This window comes from Arthrobacter sp. SPG23 (genome assembly GCF_000876655.1).
In the GTDB taxonomy this organism is placed as follows: Bacteria; Actinomycetota; Actinomycetes; order Actinomycetales; family Micrococcaceae; genus Arthrobacter.
This window is the reverse complement of the sequence record NZ_JYCN01000028.1, coordinates 176,757-198,887: the sequence shown is the minus strand read 5'-3', so window position 1 is coordinate 198,887 and position 22,131 is coordinate 176,757. Positions and strand designations below refer to the sequence as shown.

The window sequence follows — 22,131 nt, the reverse complement described above, 5'->3', positions numbered from 1 at the left end:
CACTGTCTACACCCAGGTCGAAGCCCTCGTGGAGGCCCACCCTCTTCACCAGGTCCTGATGTCTTTGCCGGCCGTCGGCATCAGGACCGCAGCACGGATCCTCACCGAAGTCGCCGACAAAGACTTCCCCACCGCCGGGCACCTGGCCTCCTACGCCGGCCTGACACCGGTGACATGGCGCTCAGGGTCCTCCATCCGCGGCGACCGCGCCTCCCGAAGAGGCAACAAAGCCCTCAAACGCACTCTCTACCTTTCCGCGTTCGCGGCCCTCAAAGACCCGCTCTCCCGCGCCTACTACGACCGCAAACGAGCCGAAGGCAAACGCCACAACCAAGCCCTCATCGCCCTCGCCCGACGCCGCTGCGATACCCTCTACGCCATGCTCCGCGACGGCACCCTCTACCAGGCAAAACAACCCGCAGCAGCTTGACGAAAAACATAGGGACACTCTCACTTCCTGAGGCAAATAACCGGACGCTCTCTCAGGTCCGGTGCCTTCCCGACGAACCCTCTCTCACTCCGGTGGGAGGGGGTTCGTCGTTTCCGGCCGTAAGTGGGAGGGCATCGGGGTGGTGTCCGAACGTTCGGGCCGGGTCCAAATCATTGGCTTTTCTAACCTGTATTGCTCAGAAAACGTCGCTTTATCTTAAGTGATGGGAGGCTCATACTGATGGAAAGAAGGTCCTCACCTACGGAAAGAACGAGTGTTAGCCATGACCCACATTTCGACGGAGCCCGGTGTCCGCACCGGAAAGACGGTCACCGAATCGGCCCCTAAGGGCGGTTCACACGTACCTGAGGCCCAGGCCTTGGCCGGGGAAGCCATCGCTCTGGTGCGCCACTGGCTGACGGAAGCCGCCAAGGTGCCCGTAGACTCCTCCGCTGAACAGCTCGCCGGTGTCCTGAAGGACCCGAACGGCCTCGACTTCACGGTGGGCTTCGTCGACGGCGTGGTCCGCCCCGAGGACCTGCACGTCGCCGCCCGCAACCTGGCAGCCCTTGCCCCGAAGGTCCCCGCGTTCCTGCCCTGGTACATGCGCAGCGCCGTCCGCCTTGGCGGCACCATGGCCCCCGTCCTGCCGCGAGTTGTCATCCCGGCGGCCCGGAAGGTGCTCCGCGAAATGGTGGGCCACCTGATCGTCGATGCCACGGACGCCAAGCTGGGCCCGGCCATCGCCAAGATCCGCAAGGACGGCATCAAGCTCAACGTCAACCTCCTCGGCGAAGCGGTGCTGGGTGAGCACGAGGCTTCCCGCCGGCTCGAGGGAACCCACACCCTGCTGGCCCGCCCCGATGTGGACTACGTGTCCATCAAGGTCTCCTCCACCGTCGCGCCGCACTCCGCCTGGGCGTTTGACGAGGCCGTGGAACACGTCGTGGAGAAGCTCACCCCGCTCTTCACCCGCGCCGCGTCCTTCGCGGCCAACGGCGGCAAGGCCAAGTTCATCAACCTGGACATGGAGGAGTACAAGGACCTGGACATGACCATCGCGGTCTTCACCCGGATCCTGGACAAGCCCGAATTCAAGAACCTCGAGGCCGGTATCGTGCTCCAGGCCTACCTCCCGGACGCCCTCGCCGCCATGATCCGGCTCCAGGACTGGGCCGCCGCCCGCCGCGCCGACGGCGGAGCCGCCATCAAGGTCCGCGTGGTCAAGGGCGCCAACCTGCCCATGGAACAGGTCGAGTCCTCGCTCCACGACTGGCCGCTGGCCACCTGGGGCACCAAGCAGGACTCGGACACCAACTACAAACGCGTCATCAACTACGCACTGCACCCGGACCGGATCAAGAACATCCGGATCGGCGTCGCAGGCCACAACCTTTTCGACATCGCCTTTGCCTGGCTTCTGGCCAAGCAGCGCGGCATCGCGGATACCGCACAGCAGAGCATCGAATTCGAGATGCTGCTGGGCATGGCGCAGGGCCAGGCCGAAGCCGTCAAGAAGGACGTCGGTTCGCTGCTGCTCTACACCCCTGTGGTTCACCCGGCCGAGTTCGACGTGGCCATCGCCTATCTGATCCGCCGCCTCGAAGAAGGCGCCAGCCAAGACAACTTCATGTCCGCCGTCTTCGAGCTCAGCGAAAACGAGGTGCTCTTTGAGCGCGAGAAGCAGCGCTTCCTCGCCTCCCTGGCAGAGCTCGACGACGAAGTTCCCGGCCCCAACCGCCGGCAGAACCGCAGCCTCCCGGCCGAGCCGATGCCGCATGACTCCTTCGAGAACACCCCCGACACGGACCCCTCCCTGCCCGCCAACCGTGACTGGGGCCGGGCCATCCTGGACCGCGTCCCGTTCTCCACGCTGGGCAACGCCTCCGTGGAAGCTGCCACCATCACCGACGCTGAAACGCTCAACACGGTGATCGCCACCGCCGTCGAAAAGGGCAAGGCCTGGGGCGCCCTCAGCGGTGCCGAGCGCGCCGCCGTCCTGCACCGCGCCGGCGACATCCTGGAGGCCCGCCGCGCGGACCTGCTCGAGGTCATGGCCAGCGAAACCGGCAAGACCATCGACCAGGGTGATCCCGAGGTCAGCGAAGCAGTGGACTTCGCCCACTACTACGCCGAGTCCGCCCGCAAGCTCGACGACGTCGACGGCGCAACGTTCGTGCCCGCGAAGCTCACCGTGGTGACCCCGCCGTGGAACTTCCCGGTGGCCATCCCGGCCGGCTCCACCCTCGCGGCGCTCGCCGCCGGCTCCGCCGTCGTGATCAAGCCCGCCAAGCAGGCCCGCCGCAGCGGTGCCGTGATGATCGAGGCGCTCTGGGAAGCAGGCGTGCCCCGCGACGTCCTGACCATGGTCCAGCTGGGGGAGCGTGAGCTCGGCCAGCAGCTGATCTCCCACCCGTCCGTGGACCGTGTGATCCTGACCGGAGGCTATGAGACCGCCGAACTGTTCCGTTCCTTCCGCAAGGACCTGCCGCTCCTGGCCGAAACCAGCGGCAAGAACGCCATCATCGTCACCCCCAGCGCCGACCTTGACCTCGCCGCCAAGGACGTGGCCTACTCCGCCTTCGGTCATGCCGGGCAGAAGTGCTCCGCCGCCTCACTGGTGATCCTGGTGGGCTCCGTGGCCACCTCCAAGCGGTTCCACAACCAGCTGATCGACGCCGTCACCTCACTCAAGGTGGGCTACCCGGAGGACCCCGCCAGCCAGATGGGTCCGATCATCGAACCCGCCAACGGCAAGCTCCTCAACGCACTCACCACCCTTGGTGAAGGCGAAAACTGGGCGGTCGAACCGCGGAAGCTCGACGACACCGGCCGGCTCTGGAGCCCCGGTATCCGTTACGGCGTGCGCCGCGGATCGTACTTCCACCTCACCGAGTTCTTCGGACCAGTGCTCGGCGTCATGACCGCGGACACCCTGGAAGACGCCATCGCCATCCAGAACCAGGTGGAGTACGGCCTGACAGCCGGCCTGCACTCACTCAGCACTGAAGAGGTGGGCGTATGGCTGGACACCGTCCAGGCCGGCAACCTCTACGTGAACCGCGGCATCACCGGCGCCATCGTGCAGCGCCAGCCGTTCGGCGGCTGGAAGAAGTCCGCCGTCGGTGCAGGAACCAAAGCGGGCGGACCCAACTACCTCGCCGGACTCGGCGACTGGGTCAGCAAAGCCAGCACGGCCGGCGGCCCTGGTGAAAGCCCCAAGACGGCTGTGACCCACGCCGGCGTACGTCGTCTGGCGGGTGCCGCGAAGGACGCACTGGATGCTGCCGCCTTCGAAGCCCTGCAGCGGGCCCTGGCCTCCGACGCCCTTGCCTGGGCCGATGAGTTCGGCACCGCCAAGGATGTCTCCGGACTCAGCGCGGAGCGGAACATCTTCCGCTACCGCTCCCTGCCGGTAACGGTCCGGCTCTCCGAGGGCGAACCGGTCGCCACCCTGGTCAGGACGGTAGCCGCCGGTGTCCTGGCGGGTTCGGCACTGACGGTCTCCACCGCCGTCGAACTCCCCGCTCCGCTGCAGGCGGCGCTCGCCGCCCTGGACATCACCGCCACGGTGGAGGACGACGCCGCGTGGCTGGCCTCCGCCGCGAAGCTCGCGGACGCCGGAAAGCTGTCCGGCGGCCGGATCCGGCTCCTTGGCGGCGACGCGACGGCGCTGGCTGAAGCCACCGGCGGACGCCCGGACCTGGCCATCTACGCCCACCCGGTTACCGAAGCCGGCCGTGTGGAACTGCTGCCCTTCCTGCACGAGCAGGCAGTCAGCATCACCGCACATCGCTTCGGCACGCCCAACCACCTCTCGGACAGCCTGATCTAAGGGGCGCAGGCCCGCCCCGCCCTGCGCGACGCGGCCACCGAGTTATCTCCCACAAGGCAATCGCCGCCGGCAGGCACCCGAGGGTGCCTGCCGGCGGCGATGTCTATTTGCGGCGATATCGGTTGACGGAGCTAGCCCAGGTACCAACCGGGCGGCACCCACGAGGCCGGGACCGAGTGTGCCGAGAATTCTTCGCATCCAGTGCAGAAATACGTGACTTCACCCGGCTTCCGGACGGTGCCGTCGTGCCGGAACGTGGCCGGGACAAACGTCTCCAGGTAAATGAATTCATCCGTCCCGCAGCTTTCGCAGTAGGGGCTGCCTACAAACTCAGTGTCCACCAGGGTGGCGGCGGGGTGCGGTTCGCGCTGACTGACTAGGTCGGCGTGTGGGCTCGTTTCGTGATGCACCGGCGTGTTGCGGTGTGTCCCAACGGTCAGCGGGCGTACCGTTTTGTGGGAGTGGACTGAATTTGAGACTGAAAGTTGCGGGTGGTTCGTGGTTGGCGTCATCGCATGCCTATCCCGAACTTAGTCCGTCAGGCGCCCCCAAGGCAGCGGCGGCGGACACGGTTCGTCATCGAATCGTTGTCATTGGCTTCTGCTTAACCTTTAACAAAATTCAGCATAATTTACGCACGTAATATCTTCAATCACTTACGTGGAATAACCACCTGCCCGGGGCCAACTACCTACTTACTTAATGAGTTGCAGTGCCCTGACGCGGGCGAGTGCTGACTGCTATGCGGAGCGCTTGAGCGTGCGCCCAACAATTGCCTGAGTGAGTGCTTCGATCACTTCGGCATTGGCCAGCGGGTTGCGGATGAGGGTGAAGTCGACGTCTCCCACGGGTGGCAGGTCAAAGCGGCGGGTGATGATCTTGAGGTCATCCGGGACCAGCGAGGACGGCATCACGGCGACCCCGATGCCGGCTCTTACTGCCGCCAGGACTCCGCTGATCTGCCGGGTGGTGCACGTAATGCGCCAGGTCCGGCCCCGGGATTCGAGGGCGTCGATGGCAAGCTTCCGGCTGAGGCTGGGCGACGGGTAGGCGATCAGCGGTACAGGGTCCCCGGGCTCCAGCACGGTCTGCTCCAAGCCCACCCAGGCGAAGGCGTCGTGCTGGACCACGGTTCCGTCCTTGGCCCCGGCGACCCATTTCACGAACACGAGGTCCAGCTGGCCGGCGTTCAGTTTCCGGTAGAGCTGGTCGCTCTGGCCCACGGTGAGTTCCAGGTTGATCTGGGGGTAGATCTGGCGGAACTCCCGGAGGATGCGCGGGAGCCCAGTGATCGCGAGGTCGTCCGCCGTCCCGAATCGCAGCCGGCCGCGCATGGCGGACCCGGAGAAATAGCGGGACGCCGCATCGTGGGCGGCCAGGATGGTCCGCGCAAAACCTGCCATGGCGTCGCCATTATCCGTCAGCCGCACGTCCCTGGTATCCCGGGCAATCAGAACCCGTTTGGCCGAGGCCTCCAGCTTGCGCACATGCTGGCTGACCGTCGGCTGGGCCAGGCCGAGCCGCTCCGCCGCCTTGGTAAAGCTGAGGGTCTCGGCAACCGCCAGGAAGGAGCGGAGCTGGGCGGGTTCAAACATGGCACTCCTGGGATAACGGGCGGCGTGCCGGGTGGCGGCCCGGCACAACCGGGCAAGCCCCTCTGCGGCATTACGTTTCGCAATGTTAGTTATAGGAACAATACGCTTCATAATTCTTTGGGGCCACCATAGCGTGGACGTATCCCGCCCGCCCGCACCCTTGAGGATTCCCTGTGGCACCCCCTCCGCCTTCCACGGCAACCGTCAGCCAGCCCGTCATCGATTCCGCAGTTTCCCCGTCACCGCAGTCCGCGTCGCGGACACCGTCACTGGAGCCGCTGTCACGGCAGCCGCAGGACGTCACCCAGCCGATCGCCGTCGTCAGTGAACGGCTGCCTTGGCGCCACACCTTCATTTCCCTCCGCGTCCCCAACTTCCGCATCTTCGCCATCGGACACTTCATCGCGGTGATCGCACTCTGGATGCAACGGATCGCGCAGGACTGGCTGGTGCTGCAGCTGTCAGGCTCCGTCACGGCGGTGGGCATCACCGTGGCGCTGCAGTTCATGCCGTCGCTGGTGCTGGGGCCGTGGGGCGGGATGATGGCGGACAGGTTCCCCAAGCGGAAGATCCTCATCCTCTGCCAGTCGGTTGCCGCAGGGCTTGCCGCCGCCCTTGCCATCCTGGCGCTGAGCCAGCGCATTGAAGTGTGGCACGTCTACGCGATCGCTCTCGTTCTAGGGCTCGTCACTGTGCTGGACCAGCCGGCCCGGCAGGTCTTCGTCAACGAACTCGTGGGCCCCACGTACCTGCGCAACGCCATCAGCGTGAACTCCACGACGTTCCAGCTGGGCGGCCTGATCGGACCCGCACTTGCCGGCATCCTGCTCACTGCGGTGGGCGCAGGCTGGGCCTTCGCCGCCAACGCCGCGGCCTGCTGTTCCACGGTGGCCATGTTGCTGCTCCTGCGCAAGGACCAGTTGTTCATCTCTGCGCCCGCGCCGAAGCGCAAGGGGATGCTCCGGGAGGGGCTGCAGTACGCGCTGAGCAAGCCCACCATCTACTGGCCGTGGCTGATGGCCGGGTTCATCGCCGTTTTCGCCATGAGCCTGCCTGTGCTGCTGGCCGCGTTCGCGGACCACGTATACGACGCCGGTGCCGGCGGCTACGGCCTGCTGAACGCGCTGGTGGCGCTAGGTGCGCTCGCCGGTGCGATAACCTCCACCCGCCGCCGGCAGCTGCGACTGCGGTCGGTGGTGCTGGGCGCCGGAATGTACGGCCTGATGCTCTGCCTGGCGGCGCTGGCGCCGTCCATGGTGTGGTTCGGCGCCGCCATGGTGCTCTCCGGTTTCTGGTGCCTGATGTTCCTCACCGCGGCCAACCAGTTGGTGCAGATCAGCTCCAACATGGGGATCCGGGGACGAGTCATGAGCCTGTACATCATGGTGCTGATCGGCGGCCAGGCCATCGGCGGCCCCATGATGGGCTGGATTGCCGAGCACCTGGATCCGCACACCGCCATTCTGGTCTCCGGCGGGGTGCCGGTCCTGGCAGCGGTGGCTGTCGCCGTCGTGCTGGCCCGGCGCGGTGAGCTGACCCTCACGGTGGACCTCAGGGACCGGCGCCGCCTCCTCCGGATTGTCAGCCGGACGGCGAAGAAGCCGGCGCGCCGCCTGCCCGGGAGTGCCGGGCGCACGGCGCCCCAGCCGGCCCCTACCCGCCCAGAGGGGCGTGCGGGTACTCCGCCTGCCGCTGCTGGAACTGCAACACGTCCTTGTTGAGGATCTCGCCGCCGCGGATTTCAATGGCGCGGGCGATCGTCTCGTTTCCGGCCCAGGCCTCGGGGCCGGAGATGACGGTCTCCAGGAAGGGAAGCAGTGCCTCGCTGATTTCCCAGCTGGAGGCGTTCCACAAGTACGACGGACTATGGTCCACGGCGTAATAGTCGATATGGTCGCCCACAGTGAGCATGGGCTCGGCGAAGGTGGTGGTCTTCGCCCAGCTGAAGCCCATTCCCTCATCGCAGGAAACGTCCACGATCAGGCTGCCGGGACGGAACGCGCTGAGGTCCCCTTCACGCAGGTACGTCAGCGGGGCGTTGGGGTCCTGCAGCGTGCAGTTCACCACAATGTCGCTCTCGGCCAGGAACGGCGCCAGCGGCACCCTGCCGCGTTCGGTGATGACCTGGCTGAGGAACGGCGCCTTGTCGTCATGGTCGAACTGGGCGATCCGCACCGAGTGGATGGGCGAGCCGACGGCGGCCACGCCCCGGTTGGTGAGCACCTGGACATCGTGGATGCCGTGGGCGTTCAGCGCCGTGACGGCACCGCGGGCCGTTGCCCCGAAACCGATGACGACGGCGCTGAGCCGCCGTCCGTAGACGCCCGTGGAGCCGGTGAGGGCGAGGGCGTGGATGACCGAGCAGTATCCGGCCAGTTCGTTGTTCTTGTGGAAGACATGGAGGCCGAAGCCGCCGTCGCCCGCCCAGTGGTTCATGGCCTCAAAGGCGATCAGCGTGAGCTTCTTGTCGATGGCCAGCTGGGTGACGGCGCGGTCCTGGACACAGTGCGGCCATCCCCAGAGGACCTGGCCGTCGCGGAGTTCGGCCAGGTCCTCCGGCTGAGGCTTGGGCAGCAGGACGACGTCGGCGTCGGCAATGATCTGGCCCCGGGTGGCAATCCGTCCCACGAGGGTGGCCAGGTGGCGGTCCGAAACGCCGAACCGTTCACCGTAGCCTTCTTCGAGGATGATGTTCCGCCGCAGCTCAGGTGCTATGCGGTCAAAATGCAGGGGATGGAGCGGGAGCCGGCGTTCGTCAGGCTTGCGGGTGCTGGCCAATACTCCGAGGCTGAGGTGGTTCTGGGAACCGGTCACTTCTTTTTGGGGCTCGCTGCCTTGGTGGCGGTTGCCTTGTCGAGGGAGCTGGGCGGCGCTGCCGCGGCCCTCTTGTCGGCTCGTTTTTCCTTGATGGATTTGCCGGATTTTGCGGATGCTGCTTGACGCGGGGACTTGTCAGCCATGATTGCTCCTGTAGCGGAACCGAAGGGGTTCCTGACTTCTGACGATACAGGTAGCCGCCTAATGCCCCGGCGGAAGAAGCAGGGGGAAGGAATGGAGCGGCTGACGGGAATCGAACCCGCGTATCAAGCTTGGGAAGCTAGCGCTCTACCATTGAGCTACAGCCGCAGAGGGACCAGCCACTACCTCGGCTGTGTCCCGGTTGCGTCAACCGGATTTACTTTACCCCAGCCGTGCGCACTCCCAGAACAGGGACACGTCCGTCCGGCGAAGGCGCCCTTTCGATAACGCTTCGGTCCTTTCGATAACTCTTCGGTTAAGGCACGGCCGCAGCCGCTCCGACGCTGTCCCGGCTGACTATCCTGTTGGGGTTAGCTGCAGTATCAGGGGAACGGGCTACGCATAAAAGCTGTCCGACTATCAAGGGATCCCCGTGGCATTTGCAGAGTACGAGGTCGTCGTGGAACGCGATGCCATGACCGTGTACCACTTCCTGCAGGACGGGCTGAACCTTCCCTTATGGCGGGAAGGGATCCGGAACATTGAACTTCGCTCGGGCGCGGTGGGCGCCTGCGGTGCCGTTTATCAGCAGACCCTGGCGGGCCCGGCCGGCCGCCCCATCGCCGCGGACTTCCAAATCACCCAACTCCGGCCGGGCGCCGAGATCCAGTTCCAGGTGGTTGCCGGCCCGGCCCGCCCGCACGGCGGCTACTACCTGAGCAGCGAGGGAGCAAAGACCCGGATCAGGTTCGCGCTGGAGTCACGGCCCAAAGGACTGGCCGGACTGATGGACTTCATGATCCAACGGACCATGAAGGCGGAGGTCGCGCAGTTGGAACGACTTAAGGAAGTCCTGGAAACGCGGCCCGCGGAGCCCTGACTGACGTTTGAGCGGCTACTGGGCGAGGCGCTGCCCCGCCCACGCGCCGGTGACGGACGACGGCGACGCCAGGGTTCCGGTGCTGAGGTCCCAGTACTGCACCACGTCGCCCGCGCGTCGAAGGGCCAGCCCCGTCGAGTTCAGGCCCGTAACGTCCCGCATCGGACGGATGGCTGTAACGTCCGACCATCCGCTGGCCACCACCGTACGGGTTTCGACGCGCGGTGCCGGCGCGCCTGAGCCGCGGAAGAGGCGGACATATCCGTCGGATTGGCGGGCCAGCAGGTCCTGGAAACCGTCGCCGTCGTAATCGGCCATGGCGAGCCGGTTGGCTGAGACGCCGGACGCCATGAGCGTCCGCTCCACCAGGCCGGTCTTCCCCCGGTTCGGATACAGCCAGAGGTTGCCGGAACCGTCCAGTGCCACCAGCTGCGGGAGCCGGTTGTTCGCGCACCAGCCCCCGACCGCCAGGGTCATTCCGGCCCACCCGGACTGGCCCAGTGCCACGGCCGGAAGGAATCCGCCGCCCGCCGAGCCTGAGTGCAGAGTGACCCGTCCGTCAGTCCACTGGACCAGGACGTCAAAGACGCCGTCCCGCTCCCAGTCCGTGACAAAGAGTTCCTTGGCCGAGCCGAATCCGGTCCCGATGACCTGCTGTGCACCGTACCCCCGGTTTCCCAGTGACGGGCGGCTGACGAGTTCACCGGACGAGTTCACCGATACAAGGTCTCCGGGACCCTTGATGGCGGCTGCCGCCAGGTCCGTCGTGGGCGGCATGTGCCGCACCAGCGGATCGCACATGCTGGCGGGCTGGTCGGGCATCGCAGTGCTGCCGCCCGGGCTGCTGGTGGTTCCCGCTGGCAGCGTGCCGTATCCGAAGAAGTCCACCACGCCCCACATGGTGTAACGGTTGGGGGTGGTCTGCCAGTTGCCATCCGTGAAAGTAATGCCGATGCCCATCACACTGAACCGGGGGTCCTTCAGGATGGCGTTGTGCGCGGGCGAGCCCTTCCACCACTCCACAAGCTGGGCGGCGTCGCGGTCCCAGCGGACGGCGATGACTTCGCCGGCGCCGTTGGTGGGGCTGAGGGCCCGCGAGTCCGTCCAGAAGCTCGAACGGTGTTCGATCACTTCCCGGGACGCGATGCTGTCCGACCATTCCTGGGCCATCGCGGCTACCGTGGCGTGGTACTTCACGGCGGGCAGGCCAAACGAAGCCCGGTAGCTGTTGATGGCGTTGAACACCGCAAGAATTTGGGACGACGCGTCGTCCCTGACCAGGGCCTCGGCCGTGAGCGATTCGGTCTTGAGCGACTCCGTACCTGCGACGGGAGCGGGCTGGGTCTGCAGTCCGCCCTGGGTGGGGGCTGCCAGGTCGGACTCTGTGGCGGACAACGGAGGAATCGACGCCGGCTCGGGCGGGGAGCCCCCGGCTGGCGGGGCCGGCGGCGCTTCTGTGGAGAGGGCGCCGGCGGCGTCGACCGTGCCCGCCGTCCCGAAGGTATCGGCCAAGGCGGTGCCGCTTGGGTCCCCTTCCGTGATGTCCGGGTCCACGGCGGGGGTGAGCCGCTGTCCCGGTGCGGCCTCCGCGGTGCCCGTGTCGCCGTCGTCCGCGAACGACGGCGGGCCGAGGGTGACGCTCTGCGTCTGCTGGCCCGCAGCTGAGGACGCAGGGGGATTCGAGCTTGAGGAAGGTCCCCCCAGCTGGCCGGCCGCGGGCGGGATCAGTGCCAGGGCGCAGACCATGAGCGCCAGTGTCCGTGCCGAAATCTTCCTCAAGCCAACCCCAGATCCGTCGGTGCCGACTCCTTATGCAGGGCGGGCAACCGTCACAGCCGCAACATCAGACTTAGTCTGTAACGGAGATGACGTTCCTTAACAGCAGCAACAGTAACGCTGGACCGCGGGCTCGGCAATGGTGCGGTATTTTTGAGTGTGCTGATCTCTGACCGCGATATTCGTGCCGAAATTGATTCCCAACGGATTGTCCTGGATCCCTATGACCCGGTGATGGTCCAGCCGTCTTCCGTGGACGTCCGGATTGACCGGTTCTTCCGGTTGTTCGACAACCACAAGTACGCGCACATCGACCCCGCCGAGGACCAGCCTGAGCTGACGCGCCTGGTGGAAGTGGACCGCGGAGAGCCATTCATCCTCCACCCGGGCGAGTTCGTGCTGGGCTCCACGTATGAAACCGTCACCTTGCCGGACGACATCGCGGCACGCCTCGAAGGCAAGTCCTCACTGGGCCGGCTGGGGCTGCTGACACACTCCACCGCAGGGTTCATCGATCCCGGGTTCTCCGGTCACGTCACGCTGGAACTGTCCAACATGGCCACGCTGCCCATCAAGCTGTGGCCGGGCATGAAGATCGGCCAGCTGTGCTTCTTCAAGCTGAGCTCCGCCGCCGAATTCCCCTACGGTTCCGGCGAGTACGGCAACCGCTACCAGGGCCAGCGCGGCCCCACCGCCAGCCGCAGCTACCTGAACTTCCACCGCACCGAGATCTGAGAGAGCGTCGCCGGAAAGGCAGCCGGATCTGAGAGAGCGTCAGATGGGGCGGGCGGCCGGCCGGGGTTTTGCCGGACGGCGGCGCAGCATCTTGACGGCCGGCTCCACGTAGCGTGCCGCCAGCGGTCCCATGATGGCCATGATGAGCACGTAGGCCGTGGCCAGCGCAGCGAGGTCGTGCGGCACCACGCCGGAGGCCACCGCCAGGCCGGCGATGACGATGGAGAACTCGCCGCGGGCAATCAGCGCGGCTCCCGCGCGGAACCTACCGGGCAGGGCAATTCCCGCCCGCTTTGCCGCCCAGATTCCGGTGATCATCTTGGTGGCGGCCGTGAGGACCGCGAGCATCAGGGCCCACCCGAGGACCGGCGGGATGGACGAAGGGTCGGTGTTGAGGCCAAAGACCACGAAGAAGATGGCTGCGAACAAGTCCCGCAGCGGCTCGAGGATGCGGGTTGCGCTGTGCGCGGTGGCGCCGGAGATGGCGATGCCCAGCATGAACGCCCCCACTGCCGCCGAGACCTGCATGGCGGCGGCCAGCCCGGCAACGAGGAGCGCCGCGCCGAGCAGGTTCAGCAGGAATACTTCTGAATTTTCGCTGTGCACCGCCTTGGACACGTGGTGCCCGTGCCGGAGGGCCACCACCAGCACCACGGTGACCACTGCGAGGGAAATCCCGACGGTCTGAAGTCCCACCAGGAAGCTGACCCCGGCGAGGGTGGCCGTGAGGATGGGCAGGTATACGGCCATGGCCAGGTCCTCAAAAACCAGGATGGAGAGCACCACCGGGGTTTCGCGGTTACCGATCCGGCCGAGGTCCGTGATCACTTTTGCGGCGATGCCGGAGGAGGAGATGTACGTGACGCCGCCCATCACCATTGCCCCCACCAGGCCCCATCCCAGCAGGACAGCCAGCCCCGCTCCGGGAATGAAGTTCAGCACGAGGTCCAGGACGCCGGCTTTCCAGGACCGGCGAAGGCCGGTGACAAGCTCGGCCGCCGTATATTCCAATCCCAGCATAAGTAGCAGTAGGATCACGCCGATCTCGCTGGAGAGATGGGCGAATTCGTGCATTCCTTCGAGCTTGACCAGCCCGCCGGCCCCGAAGAACAGCCCGCCCACCAGGTACAGGGGTATGGGGGACATCCCGATCCGCCCGGCCAACCTGGCAAGCAGGCCAAGGCAGAACACGACGGCCCCCAGTTCGATGAGGGTTAGCGCGAGCGGGTCCATGCCGCTCAGCCGTTGCGCAGGATATCGGCCGCCGTATCGAGACCTTGTTGCGTTCCCACCGCCACGAGCAGGTCGCCGGGGTGAAGGACGACGTCGGGCCCTGGGGAAGGGACCACTTCGCCTTCCCGCATGATGGCGACGATGGAGACGCCGCTGCGGGTGCGTATGCAGGCCTTGCCCATGGGCTGGTTATGGAATGGTGAGTCCCCGCCGATGGAGAACTGGCGTGTGACGATCCCGGGAATTTCGCGGTGCTCCTCGGAAAGCTGCATCGCCAGGCGCTGCCCGCCCAGCAGGTTGCCCAGGGCCGCGGCTTCTTCGGCGGTCAGGGGGATGGACGCCTGGCACGTATCGGGATCGTCCCAGGTGGAAACGATCAGCTCCGTCTGCCCCTCCCGGTATTCCACCACGCCGATCCGGCGGCCGGAAGCAGTCATGAAATCCTTGCGCCTGCCAAGGCCAGGGAGGTCTGTCTCATCCACGTTCATGGCACCAGCCTAGTCCGCGCAGGGGGAGTTGGAGTGTCGAAATGGCGAATTACCGGCCGCAGCTTCAGGCCGCCGGAACGACCGCGATTTCCACTTTTCCGGGTGCCTTGACCGGCAGGAGTACCAGCAGCCCGGCCAGCAGCACCACCATGATCCCGAGGATCCCCCAGCGCTGGGCTTCGCCGGGCGCAACCAGCGGGGAGGCCACCGCGATGCAGAGCGTGAATAGTGTTGGTGCCAGGAAGCTGACCGCGCGGCCGGTGGTGGCGTAGAGGCCAAAGAGCTCCCCGGATTCACCGTGCGGCGCGAGGCGGGCAAGGTAAGCGCGGGAGGAGGACTGGGCCGGTCCAACGAAGAGGCACAGGAAGAGCCCGAACACCCAGAAGGTGGTGGTGCCTGCCCAGGCCTGGCCGAAGAAGACGTAGCTGCCGTTGCCCAGGACCAGGATGACGGTGCCCGCAAGCAGTAGTCCGATGAGCGAGCCGATGATGACCGCTTTCGGCCCGACCCGGTCATCCAGGAACCCGCCGATCATGGCCCCCACAGCCGCGACCACGTTGCCGAAGATGGCAAAGAAGATGACTTCCTTCAGTTCGAAGCCGAAGGTTCCCGCAGCGATGATTCCGCCAAACGTAAAGACGGCGGCCAGGCCGTCACGGAAGATGGCGCTGGCGAGGAGGAAGAAAATGGTGTGCGGGCTGGTCCGGTAGATCGCCTTGATGCGGCGCACCAGTAGGCCGTAGGAAGCCAGGAAACCCAGCTTGGCGGCCTGCCGCGGCCTGGGCAGCTCCGGTACGGCGAACAGGACGGGCAAGGCAAAAATGAAGAACCAGAGCGCGGAGAACACCGCCACGAGGCGGATGTTGAGGCTGTCCTCGGTGGACGCCCCGAACCAGGCGAAGCTGGGCTGGACGAACAGCTGCAGCACGATCAGGAGTGCGACGATGCCGCCCAGATAGCCCATGCCCCAGCCGAAGCCGCTGATCTTGCCGATGTTCTTCGGGGTAGAGACCTGCGCCAGCATGGCGTTGTAGTTCACCCCGGCGAATTCGAAGAAGACGTTGCCCAAGGCGATGAGCGTGACGCCCAGCAGCAGGAACTCCGGCCGAGGGAACACAAAAAAGCACAATCCGGTCAGGACCGCGACGGCGGCCGTGTTGACTCCCAGCCACAGCTTCCGGCGACCGCCGGTGTCCGAACGCTGGCCGGTCACCGGGGCAAGGAGGGCGATGGCCGCCCCTGCAATGGCCAGCGCACCGCCGAGCACCGCAGAGGCCTGGTCCTCGCCGCCGAAGGCGTTGGAGGTGAGGTACACAGTGAACACGAACGTGGTCATCACGGCGTTGAAGGCCGCCGAGCCCCAGTCCCAGGCGGCCCACGCGAGGACCTTGCCCTTGCTGGTGGCCAGGGTTCCGGACTCCAGTTTGGACGGGGGCTGCGTAGCCGCGGAGGCGGTGACGGGATTCATAGGCTGAATGCTATCCGCCGTCAGCGCAACAAGGAGTGAACGAAAGGTGGAAACTCCCCGGCGTCACGGGGAATACGGGCCCCGGCAGCCGGATGCGTGTGAAAAGTGTTTGCATCCGCTTGATAAACTGTGTGCACCGAACCTGACGAATGACCGCCTGCTCCAACTTTTGACAATCGAATTCCTGACGTTGCGGAGATACCAGTGATCACAGTCCTTGCCGTGCATTTCGCGGTGGCTGCCGCGGCGCCGTTCTTCTTCAGGAAATTCCGCAGGAATTCGTTCTACGCGCTGGCCGCGGTTCCCGCGGGCTCGTTTGTCTGGCTGCTGCTGCAGCGCGACGCCGTGTACCAGGGCGCGGCCGGCCAAGCCGACGCGGCACCAGAACCCACAGGCAGCGCCGTCACCCAAATACTTCCCTGGATCCCCGAACTCAAGATCGAGCTTGCGTTCCGGATGGATCCCCTGGCCTGGATCATGTCCCTGCTGGTGCTCGGGGTGGGTGCGCTGGTGCTGGTGTACTGCGCGCGCTACTTCAAGAACAAGGACAGTAACCTCGGCGGCTTCGGCGCCCAGCTCCTGGCCTTCGCCGGGGCCATGTTCGGCCTGGTCACGGCCGACGACCTGCTCCTGATGTTCATCTTCTGGGAGCTCACCACGGTCCTGTCCTATCTGCTGATCGGTTACGCCCGCACCAGGCTTTCAGCCAGGCGTTCGGCCCTGCAGGCACTGATGGTCACCACTGCAGGCGGTCTGGCCATGCTGGTGGGCCTCATCATCCTGGGCTTCAGCGCCGGAACGTACCGGATCTCGGCCATCCTGGAGCAGGCTCCCGGACTGGCGTCCGGGCCGGCGGCCGGGGCCGTGGCCGCCGCCGTCGTGCTGATCCTCATCGGTGCCGTCACCAAGTCCGCGCTGATCCCGTTCCACTTTTGGCTGCCTGGGGCGATGGCGGCCCCCACCCCGGTAAGTGCGTACCTGCATGCCGCGGCGATGGTGAAGGCCGGGGTGTACCTTGTGGCGCGGCTGGCGCCAGGGTTCGCGGAAACGGCGTACTGGCTGCCCATGGTTCTGGGGCTGGGCCTGGCCACGATGCTGGTGGGCGGGTACCGGGCGCTCCGGCAGACCGACATCAAGCTCATCCTGGCGTACGGCACGGTCAGCCAGCTGGGCTTCCTCACCATGGTGGTGGGCCTGGGCAAGCCGGATGCGGCGCTGGCCGGGCTGGCCCTCCTCCTGGCCCACGGACTCTTCAAAGCCACCCTGTTCCTGGTGGTGGGCATCATCGACCACCAGTCCGGAACCCGCGATCTCCGCAAGCTGTCCGGCGTCTACAAGTCCTCCCGCGCCCTTGCCGTGGTTGCCGCCATCGGTGCCGCGTCCATGGCCGGAATCCCACCGCTGGCGGGCTTCGTGGCCAAGGAATCGGTGTTCGAGGCCTTCGTGCACTACGGCACGTCCCCTGACGTTGCTGCCCCCTGGGGCCTGGTGGTGCTCGTGGGGCTGGTCCTGGGGTCCATTCTTACTTTCGCCTACAGCGCCCGTTTTATGTGGGGCGCCTTCGCGTCGAAGCCCGGCATCGAGCCCACCCCGTTCAAGGCCATTAAGCCGTCCTTCCTGTTCGCCCCTGCAGTGCTGAGCCTGCTCACCATCGTCTACGGGCTGTGGCCGGCACCGGTGGACGGCTGGATCCAGCCGTACGCTGCGGAGTTCGTGCACGACGGCGGTGATCCGGCCAAAGCCGCGGGCCACCTGGCGCTGTGGCACGGACTCACTCCCGCGCTGGGCCTAACGGCCCTCACCTTCGTGCTCGGCCTGGCCATGTTCTACGGCCGCACCCTCGTGGCCAGGGCGCAGGGCACCGTGCCGGCGTGGGTGGACGGCGACCGTGCCTACCAAATGACCATCGGCGCGCTGGACGACGTCGCCGTGTGGGTCACGGGACGCACGCAGCGTGGTTCGCTGTTCTTCTACCTCGCCGTGATCCTTACAGTGGCGTTCGCACTGCCGCTCACCGCCCTGCTCATTGCCGGGAAGCCGCTGCCCGACGGCCTGTACTTCATCGACCCCAATTCGCCGCTGCAGCTGGTGGCCGGCGCCGGCATCGTTATCGGGGCTCTGGCGGCTGTGCGGGCGAACAAGCGGTTCCTGGCCGTGCTGATGGTCTCCGTGACCGGCTACGGCATCGCACTGATGTTCGCCCTTCAGGGCGCACCGGACCTCGCCCTGACCCAGATGCTGGTGGAAACCATCATCCTGGTGGCGTTCGTCCTGGCCATGCGCAGCCTGCCCGCGGAGCTCCGGGACCGCACCGGCGGCAAGTACCGGGTGATCCGTGTGATCATCGGGGCGGCGTTCGGAGCCACCATGATCTTCGTGGCCATCTACGCCATGGGGGCCCGGGTTGCGACGCCCGTCTCCCTGGAGTTCCCACGGCTTGCCTACGAAGGCGGCGGGGGACTGAACATCGTCAACGTCACCCTCGTGGACATCCGGGCGTGGGACACCTTCGGTGAGATCTCCGTGCTGGCATTGGCCGCCACCGGCGTGGCCAGCCTCATCTTCGTGAAGGGGCGCGGCGACGGCATCCGGGCCTCGTCCTCCGTGGCCGAGGGGACAGTGGGCCGCCGGTCCAGTGCCGGCCAGAGCTCCCGTGACAGCGCGGCACTGGCCCTGAGCCGTAAATTTGCGGCCTCCACCAGGGACGCCTGGCTCGTCGCCGGGCGCACCATGGCCCCCGAGCGCCGCTCCATCATCTTTGAGGTGGTCACCCGGCTGGTGTTCCACTCGATGATCGTCTTCTCCATCTACCTCCTGCTGGCCGGCCACAACCTTCCCGGCGGCGGCTTCGCCGGCGGCCTGACGGCAGGACTCGCCCTGACCATCCGGTACCTGGCCGGCGGCCGCTTCGAACTGCGGGAGGCCACCCCGGTAGGCGCGGGCACGCTCCTGGGAATCGGGCTGGCCACGGCCGCGGCCTCCGGGGTGGTGCCGCTCCTGCTGGGCGGGCAGGTGTTCCAGAGCGCCATCATCGAACTGTGGCTGCCGGTGTTCGGCGACATCAAGTTCGTCACCTCCACCATTTTCGACATCGGCGTTTACATCGTGGTGGTGGGGCTGGTACTGGACGTGCTCCGCAGCCTGGGCGCCGAAATCGATGAGCATTTTGAAGAAGACCCGAACGGCGAGACCGAAGGGCAGGAACCGGACGGAATTCCGGCCGAAACCACCGGGAGGGGGAAGGCGTGAGCGTCAACCTGACACTGCTGACTGTCATGGGCGCGCTCTACGCGTGCGGCATCTACCTGATCATGGAACGCAGCCTCACCAGGGTGCTGCTGGGCCTGATGCTGCTGGCCAACGCCACCAATCTGCTGATCCTGGCTACCGGCGGCTACGCCGGCCTGGCCCCCATGTTCAGCAAGGATACAGACCCCGGGGACTACAACGATCCCCTCCCGCAGGCACTGATCCTGACATCGATCGTGATCTCCTTCGCGGTGACCGCGTTCATGCTGGGCATCATCTACCGAACCTGGGTGCTGGCCCGCCGCGATGAGATCCAAGACGACGTCGAGGACATCCGCGTGGCCGAAACCCCCAGCTTCGATGCGGAGGATGATTCCGAGATTCCGCTCGAAACGTCCGAGTTTCCGCTGACCATGATCGGTTCGGACGGCAAGGGCATCACCGATTCGGACCTTTCCGGCCGCAGCGGCGCGGACGGCAGCGGCCGGGGCGACAGCCCCGAAGCGGGCGAACCCACCGTGAAGGTGGGCGCCCGCACCATCAAGGCCGAGGACGCCGCCGCCGAAGAACAGCCCGGCTCCCAAAACGTGACCCCCGGCCCGGAAGGAGGCGTGAAGTGAACATCGCAAGCTTTGCCCCGCTCGCCGTCGTACTTCCCATCCTTGGTGCCGCGCTGACGTTCGTGCTGATCCGGCACTCGCGGGCCCAGCGGGCCGTCAGCATCACGCTGCTGTCGCTGACCCTCCTGCTGGAATGCGTGCTGCTGGCTTCCGTCTGGGACGGCGGAACCGCCGCCGTCAACATCGGCGGCTGGCCGCCGCCGTGGGGCATCGTGATGGTGGTGGACCAGTTCTCGTCCCTGATGCTGGTGGTCTCTTCCACTGTCAGCCTCGCGGTGCTGGTGTACGCCACCGGCCAGGGCATGGCCGACGGAGACCAGGACGCGCCGCTGTCCATCTTCCACCCCACCTACCTGATCCTGGTGGCGGGAGTGTCCAACGCGTTCCTGTCCGGCGATCTCTTCAACCTCTACGTGGGGTTCGAGATCCTGCTGACGGCAAGCTATGTGCTGATGACCCTCGGTGGAACCGGCCCACGCATCCGCGCCGGCGTCACCTATGTGGTGGTCTCCGTGGTGTCCTCCGTCCTGTTCCTCATCGCCATCGCCATGATCTACGGCGCCACCGGAACCATCAACATGGCGGACCTCGCCGTCAAGCTCGCGGACCTGGACTCCGGGACGCGGATGCTGCTGCACGTGATGCTGCTGGTGGCCTTCGGGATCAAGGCGGCTGTGTTCCCGCTGTCCTTCTGGCTGCCTGACTCGTACCCCACCGCACCCGCCCCCGTCACCGCCGTGTTCGCCGGCCTGCTGACCAAGGTGGGCGTCTACGCCATGGTGCGCACCGAGACGCTCCTCTTTCCGGGGGACTCGCTGAACACTCCGCTGATGGTGGCGGCCCTGCTGACCATGGTGGTGGGCATCCTGGGTGCGCTGGCCCAGAGCGACATCAAGCGTCTGCTCTCGTTCACGCTGGTGAGCCACATCGGCTACATGGTGTTCGGGCTGGCGATGTCCTCCGTGGCAGGACTTGGTGCGGCCGTGTTCTACGTGGCCCACCACATCACCATCCAGACCAGCCTGTTCCTGGTCACCGGCCTGATCGAACGCCGCGGCGGGAGTTCGTCGATCGACCGGGTTGCCGGCCTGGCCAAGCTGTCCCCGATGCTTGCCCTGCTGTTCTTCGTTCCCGCCATGAACCTGGCCGGAATCCCGCCGTTCTCGGGTTTCCTGGGCAAGCTCGGATTGCTGCAGGCCGGTGTTCAGCTGGGCACCCCGCTTGCCTACGCCCTGGTGATCGGCGGCGTCCTGACCAGCCTGCTCACGCTCCTGGCCATTGCCCGGGTGTGGAACCGCGCGTTCTGGCGCAAGCCCGAGGACGCCGAAAACCCCGACCCCGTGCTGCTGGCGCCCCCGGAGGACTCCGACACCGGCGACCGTGCCGGCAAACGCAACGTCACGCTCCTGCCGCGCACCATGGTGGGGTCGACTCTGGGGCTGGTGGCTTTCGGCGTCGCACTCACCGTGTTCGCCGGCCCGCTGTTCCGGGTGGCAGACCAGTCCGCGGTGGAAATGCTGGACAGGTCCTCCTACATCCAGGCGGTGCTGGGTGAAAACGCCCCCGTACCCACGATCGCGCAGCCGGAGCCCGCGCAGCCTGAGCCCGTGCAGCAGGAGGGACAGAAATGAACCGCCGACGGATTTCCATCCGGCAGGAACTGCCGCTGCTCGTGTGGCTGGTGTTTGTCTGGGGTGCCCTCTGGCAGGACTTCAGCCCCGGAAACCTGCTGTTCGGTGCGCTCATCGCCGTAGTGGTGGCCCGGCTGTTCTACCTGCCCCCGGTGGAACTGGGCGGCAGGTTCAGCATTGTGCGGGCCGTCCCGTTCGCGATCGTCTTCCTCGGCAAGGTGGTGGCCGCCAGCTTCCAGGTACTCTTCCTGGCCCTGGCCCGGGGGCCGAAGGTGACCAACGCCGTCGTCGCCGTCCAGTTGCGGAGCCACTCGGACCTGATGGTGACAGCCACGGGCCATGTCCTCTCGCTGATCCCGGGCTCGCTGGTGGTGGAGGTGGACCGCTCCACGTCGACGCTCTACGTCCACGGGCTCAACGTGCGGAGCGGGGAGGACATTGCGAACCTGCGCAAGGAGGTCCGGGATGCCGAGGCAGCGTTGATCAGGATCATGGGCACCCGCGAGGAACTGGCCGCTCTGAAAGAGGAAGTGGGCGCATGATGGAAATCGTCCTGACCATAACGGCCGTGATCCTGTCCCTGGCGGCAGCCGGAGCCATTGTCCGGATCGCCATCGGGCCGTCCCTGCTGGACCGGGTGCTGGCCTCGGACGTATTGCTGGCCATCATCGGGGCCGCGCTCTGCATAGACATGGCCGTCAACAGGCACCTGAACAACCTCATGCTGCTCGTGGCGCTGTCCATCATCGGTTTCATCGGGTCCGTGACCGTGGCGCGCTTCGTGGCCGACAGGCGGGAGCAGCCCAATGAATCCTGAACCCTCCGCCGTGGACACCATTGTTGACGCGGTGTCCGCCGTCTTCATGGTGGTGGGCGCCCTGATGTCCCTCGGTGCGGCCATCGGCCTGTTGCGCTTCCCCGACCTGATGAGCAGGATGCACGCCGCCACCAAGCCGCAGGTGCTGGGTCTCTTCCTGCTGCTTGCCTCGGTGGGCCTGCAGCTGCGGACCTGGTGGGTGTGGCCCGTGCTGTTCGTGGCGTGGATCTTCCAGGTGCTCACCGTCCCGGTGTCCGCGCACATGGTGGGCAGGGCCGGCTACCGCACCAAGCACCTGCACAAGGAACTGCTCACCACCGACGAGCTGGAAGCTGTGGTGCTGAAGGCGGCAGACAAGAAAGCCGCCGCCAAGCGGGCCGCCGACGAGGACGACGGCCCGGCCTAGCGGCGGCCCA

Annotated in this window: 18 protein-coding genes and 1 tRNA gene; 11 read left to right on the top strand and 8 right to left on the bottom strand. The window is 66.3% G+C overall.

What is annotated here, in order from left to right; genetic code table 11:
* Positions 1 to 430: IS110 family transposase (locus TV39_RS20125; protein ID WP_043485153.1), on the top strand; the 430-nt coding region annotated here is incomplete at its 5' end.
* Positions 431 to 713: 283 nt separating this feature from the next.
* A complete protein-coding gene (locus TV39_RS20120; RefSeq protein WP_043485150.1) occupies positions 714 to 4,265 on the top strand; it encodes a bifunctional proline dehydrogenase/L-glutamate gamma-semialdehyde dehydrogenase in 3,552 nt (1,183 codons plus the stop codon).
* Between the two features lie 740 nt (positions 4,266 to 5,005).
* Here TV39_RS20120 and TV39_RS20110 read toward each other — a convergent pair.
* Complete coding sequence (locus TV39_RS20110) at positions 5,006 to 5,860, bottom strand: LysR substrate-binding domain-containing protein (protein ID WP_043485144.1); 855 nt, start codon at positions 5,858 to 5,860, stop codon at positions 5,006 to 5,008.
* 173 nt (positions 5,861 to 6,033) lie between these two features.
* Between TV39_RS20110 and TV39_RS20105 the strand changes: the two genes are divergently transcribed.
* The gene (locus TV39_RS20105) at positions 6,034 to 7,581 is read left to right on the top strand and encodes an MFS transporter (RefSeq protein ID WP_043485141.1); all 1,548 of its coding nucleotides are present in this window, start codon (positions 6,034 to 6,036) and stop codon (positions 7,579 to 7,581) included.
* Here the strand turns inward: TV39_RS20105 and TV39_RS20100 are convergent.
* The 3 genes from TV39_RS20100 to TV39_RS20095 form a co-directional block, all read right to left on the bottom strand.
* Entirely contained in the window at positions 7,514 to 8,674 is a 1,161-nt protein-coding gene (locus TV39_RS20100) for a N(5)-(carboxyethyl)ornithine synthase (protein WP_043485138.1), read from the bottom strand. The genes TV39_RS20105 and TV39_RS20100 overlap by 68 nt on opposite strands.
* A complete protein-coding gene (locus TV39_RS22420) occupies positions 8,671 to 8,820 on the bottom strand; it encodes a hypothetical protein (protein ID WP_198011525.1) in 150 nt (49 codons plus the stop codon). Before TV39_RS22420 ends, TV39_RS20100 begins: the two co-directional genes overlap by 4 nt.
* A 92-nt stretch (positions 8,821 to 8,912) precedes the next feature.
* Positions 8,913 to 8,986: transfer RNA gene (locus tag TV39_RS20095), tRNA-Gly, on the bottom strand.
* 265 nt (positions 8,987 to 9,251) lie between these two features.
* Between TV39_RS20095 and TV39_RS20090 the strand changes: the two genes are divergently transcribed.
* A complete protein-coding gene (locus TV39_RS20090) occupies positions 9,252 to 9,698 on the top strand; it encodes an SRPBCC family protein (RefSeq protein WP_043485135.1) in 447 nt (148 codons plus the stop codon).
* Between the two features lie 15 nt (positions 9,699 to 9,713).
* Here TV39_RS20090 and TV39_RS20085 read toward each other — a convergent pair whose 3' ends face one another.
* The gene (locus tag TV39_RS20085) at positions 9,714 to 11,477 is read right to left on the bottom strand and encodes a CAP domain-containing protein (protein WP_082049914.1); all 1,764 of its coding nucleotides are present in this window, start codon (positions 11,475 to 11,477) and stop codon (positions 9,714 to 9,716) included.
* A 156-nt stretch (positions 11,478 to 11,633) separates the two neighbouring features.
* Between TV39_RS20085 and dcd the strand changes: the two genes are divergently transcribed.
* Positions 11,634 to 12,209: a dCTP deaminase gene (dcd, locus tag TV39_RS20080; protein WP_043430109.1), complete on the top strand. Its 576-nt coding sequence runs from the start codon at positions 11,634 to 11,636 to the stop codon at positions 12,207 to 12,209.
* Between the two features lie 39 nt (positions 12,210 to 12,248).
* Here dcd and TV39_RS20075 read toward each other — a convergent pair whose 3' ends face one another.
* From TV39_RS20075 to TV39_RS20065, 3 genes are all read right to left on the bottom strand, one after another.
* Entirely contained in the window at positions 12,249 to 13,442 is a 1,194-nt protein-coding gene (locus tag TV39_RS20075) for a cation:proton antiporter (protein ID WP_043485133.1), read from the bottom strand.
* A gap of 5 nt (positions 13,443 to 13,447) precedes the next feature.
* Positions 13,448 to 13,930: a cation:proton antiporter regulatory subunit gene (locus TV39_RS20070; RefSeq protein ID WP_043485130.1), complete on the bottom strand. Its 483-nt coding sequence runs from the start codon at positions 13,928 to 13,930 to the stop codon at positions 13,448 to 13,450.
* Positions 13,931 to 13,994: 64 nt separating this feature from the next.
* The gene (locus TV39_RS20065; RefSeq protein WP_043485128.1) at positions 13,995 to 15,398 is read right to left on the bottom strand and encodes an MFS transporter; all 1,404 of its coding nucleotides are present in this window, start codon (positions 15,396 to 15,398) and stop codon (positions 13,995 to 13,997) included.
* Between the two features lie 204 nt (positions 15,399 to 15,602).
* On the opposite strand from TV39_RS20065, the gene TV39_RS20060 reads away from it, so the two are divergent.
* Genes TV39_RS20060 through mnhG form a run of 6 tightly spaced genes read left to right on the top strand, consistent with a single transcriptional unit; the run spans position 15,603 to position 22,121 of the window.
* Positions 15,603 to 18,647, top strand: a complete 3,045-nt coding sequence (locus TV39_RS20060) for a Na+/H+ antiporter subunit A (protein ID WP_043485126.1) — start codon at positions 15,603 to 15,605, stop codon at positions 18,645 to 18,647.
* Complete coding sequence (locus tag TV39_RS20055; RefSeq protein ID WP_043485124.1) at positions 18,644 to 19,267, top strand: Na(+)/H(+) antiporter subunit C; 624 nt, start codon at positions 18,644 to 18,646, stop codon at positions 19,265 to 19,267. Before TV39_RS20060 ends, TV39_RS20055 begins: the two co-directional genes overlap by 4 nt.
* Positions 19,264 to 20,898 (top strand): Na+/H+ antiporter subunit D, encoded by a 1,635-nt coding sequence (locus TV39_RS20050; RefSeq protein ID WP_043485122.1) that lies wholly within the window; start codon positions 19,264 to 19,266, stop codon positions 20,896 to 20,898. The genes TV39_RS20055 and TV39_RS20050 overlap by 4 nt, the downstream gene beginning before the upstream one ends.
* Positions 20,895 to 21,440 (top strand): Na+/H+ antiporter subunit E, encoded by a 546-nt coding sequence (locus TV39_RS20045; RefSeq protein WP_043485119.1) that lies wholly within the window; start codon positions 20,895 to 20,897, stop codon positions 21,438 to 21,440. The genes TV39_RS20050 and TV39_RS20045 overlap by 4 nt, the downstream gene beginning before the upstream one ends.
* Positions 21,437 to 21,715 (top strand): monovalent cation/H+ antiporter complex subunit F, encoded by a 279-nt coding sequence (locus TV39_RS20040; RefSeq protein WP_043485117.1) that lies wholly within the window; start codon positions 21,437 to 21,439, stop codon positions 21,713 to 21,715. The genes TV39_RS20045 and TV39_RS20040 overlap by 4 nt, the downstream gene beginning before the upstream one ends.
* On the top strand, positions 21,705 to 22,121 hold the full coding sequence (gene mnhG, locus TV39_RS20035; RefSeq protein ID WP_043485115.1) for a monovalent cation/H(+) antiporter subunit G: 417 nt from the start codon (positions 21,705 to 21,707) through the stop codon (positions 22,119 to 22,121). Before TV39_RS20040 ends, mnhG begins: the two co-directional genes overlap by 11 nt.
* Positions 22,122 to 22,131: the final 10 nt, after the last annotated feature.

What these genes read in the sequence shown, in the direction of transcription:
- TV39_RS20120 (WP_043485150.1), top strand. Translation starts at nt 714, where the DNA reads ATGACCCACATTTCGACGGAGCCCGGTGTCCGCACCGGAAAGACGGTC.
- TV39_RS20110 (WP_043485144.1), bottom strand. Translation starts at nt 5,860, where the DNA reads ATGTTTGAACCCGCCCAGCTCCGCTCCTTCCTGGCGGTTGCCGAGACC.
- TV39_RS22420 (WP_198011525.1), bottom strand. Translation starts at nt 8,820, where the DNA reads ATGGCTGACAAGTCCCCGCGTCAAGCAGCATCCGCAAAATCCGGCAAA.
- TV39_RS20075 (WP_043485133.1), bottom strand. Translation starts at nt 13,442, where the DNA reads ATGGACCCGCTCGCGCTAACCCTCATCGAACTGGGGGCCGTCGTGTTC.
- TV39_RS20070 (WP_043485130.1), bottom strand. Translation starts at nt 13,930, where the DNA reads ATGAACGTGGATGAGACAGACCTCCCTGGCCTTGGCAGGCGCAAGGAT.
- TV39_RS20065 (WP_043485128.1), bottom strand. Translation starts at nt 15,398, where the DNA reads ATGAATCCCGTCACCGCCTCCGCGGCTACGCAGCCCCCGTCCAAACTG.
- TV39_RS20045 (WP_043485119.1), top strand. Translation starts at nt 20,895, where the DNA reads ATGAACCGCCGACGGATTTCCATCCGGCAGGAACTGCCGCTGCTCGTG.
- TV39_RS20040 (WP_043485117.1), top strand. Translation starts at nt 21,437, where the DNA reads ATGATGGAAATCGTCCTGACCATAACGGCCGTGATCCTGTCCCTGGCG.
- mnhG (WP_043485115.1), top strand. Translation starts at nt 21,705, where the DNA reads ATGAATCCTGAACCCTCCGCCGTGGACACCATTGTTGACGCGGTGTCC.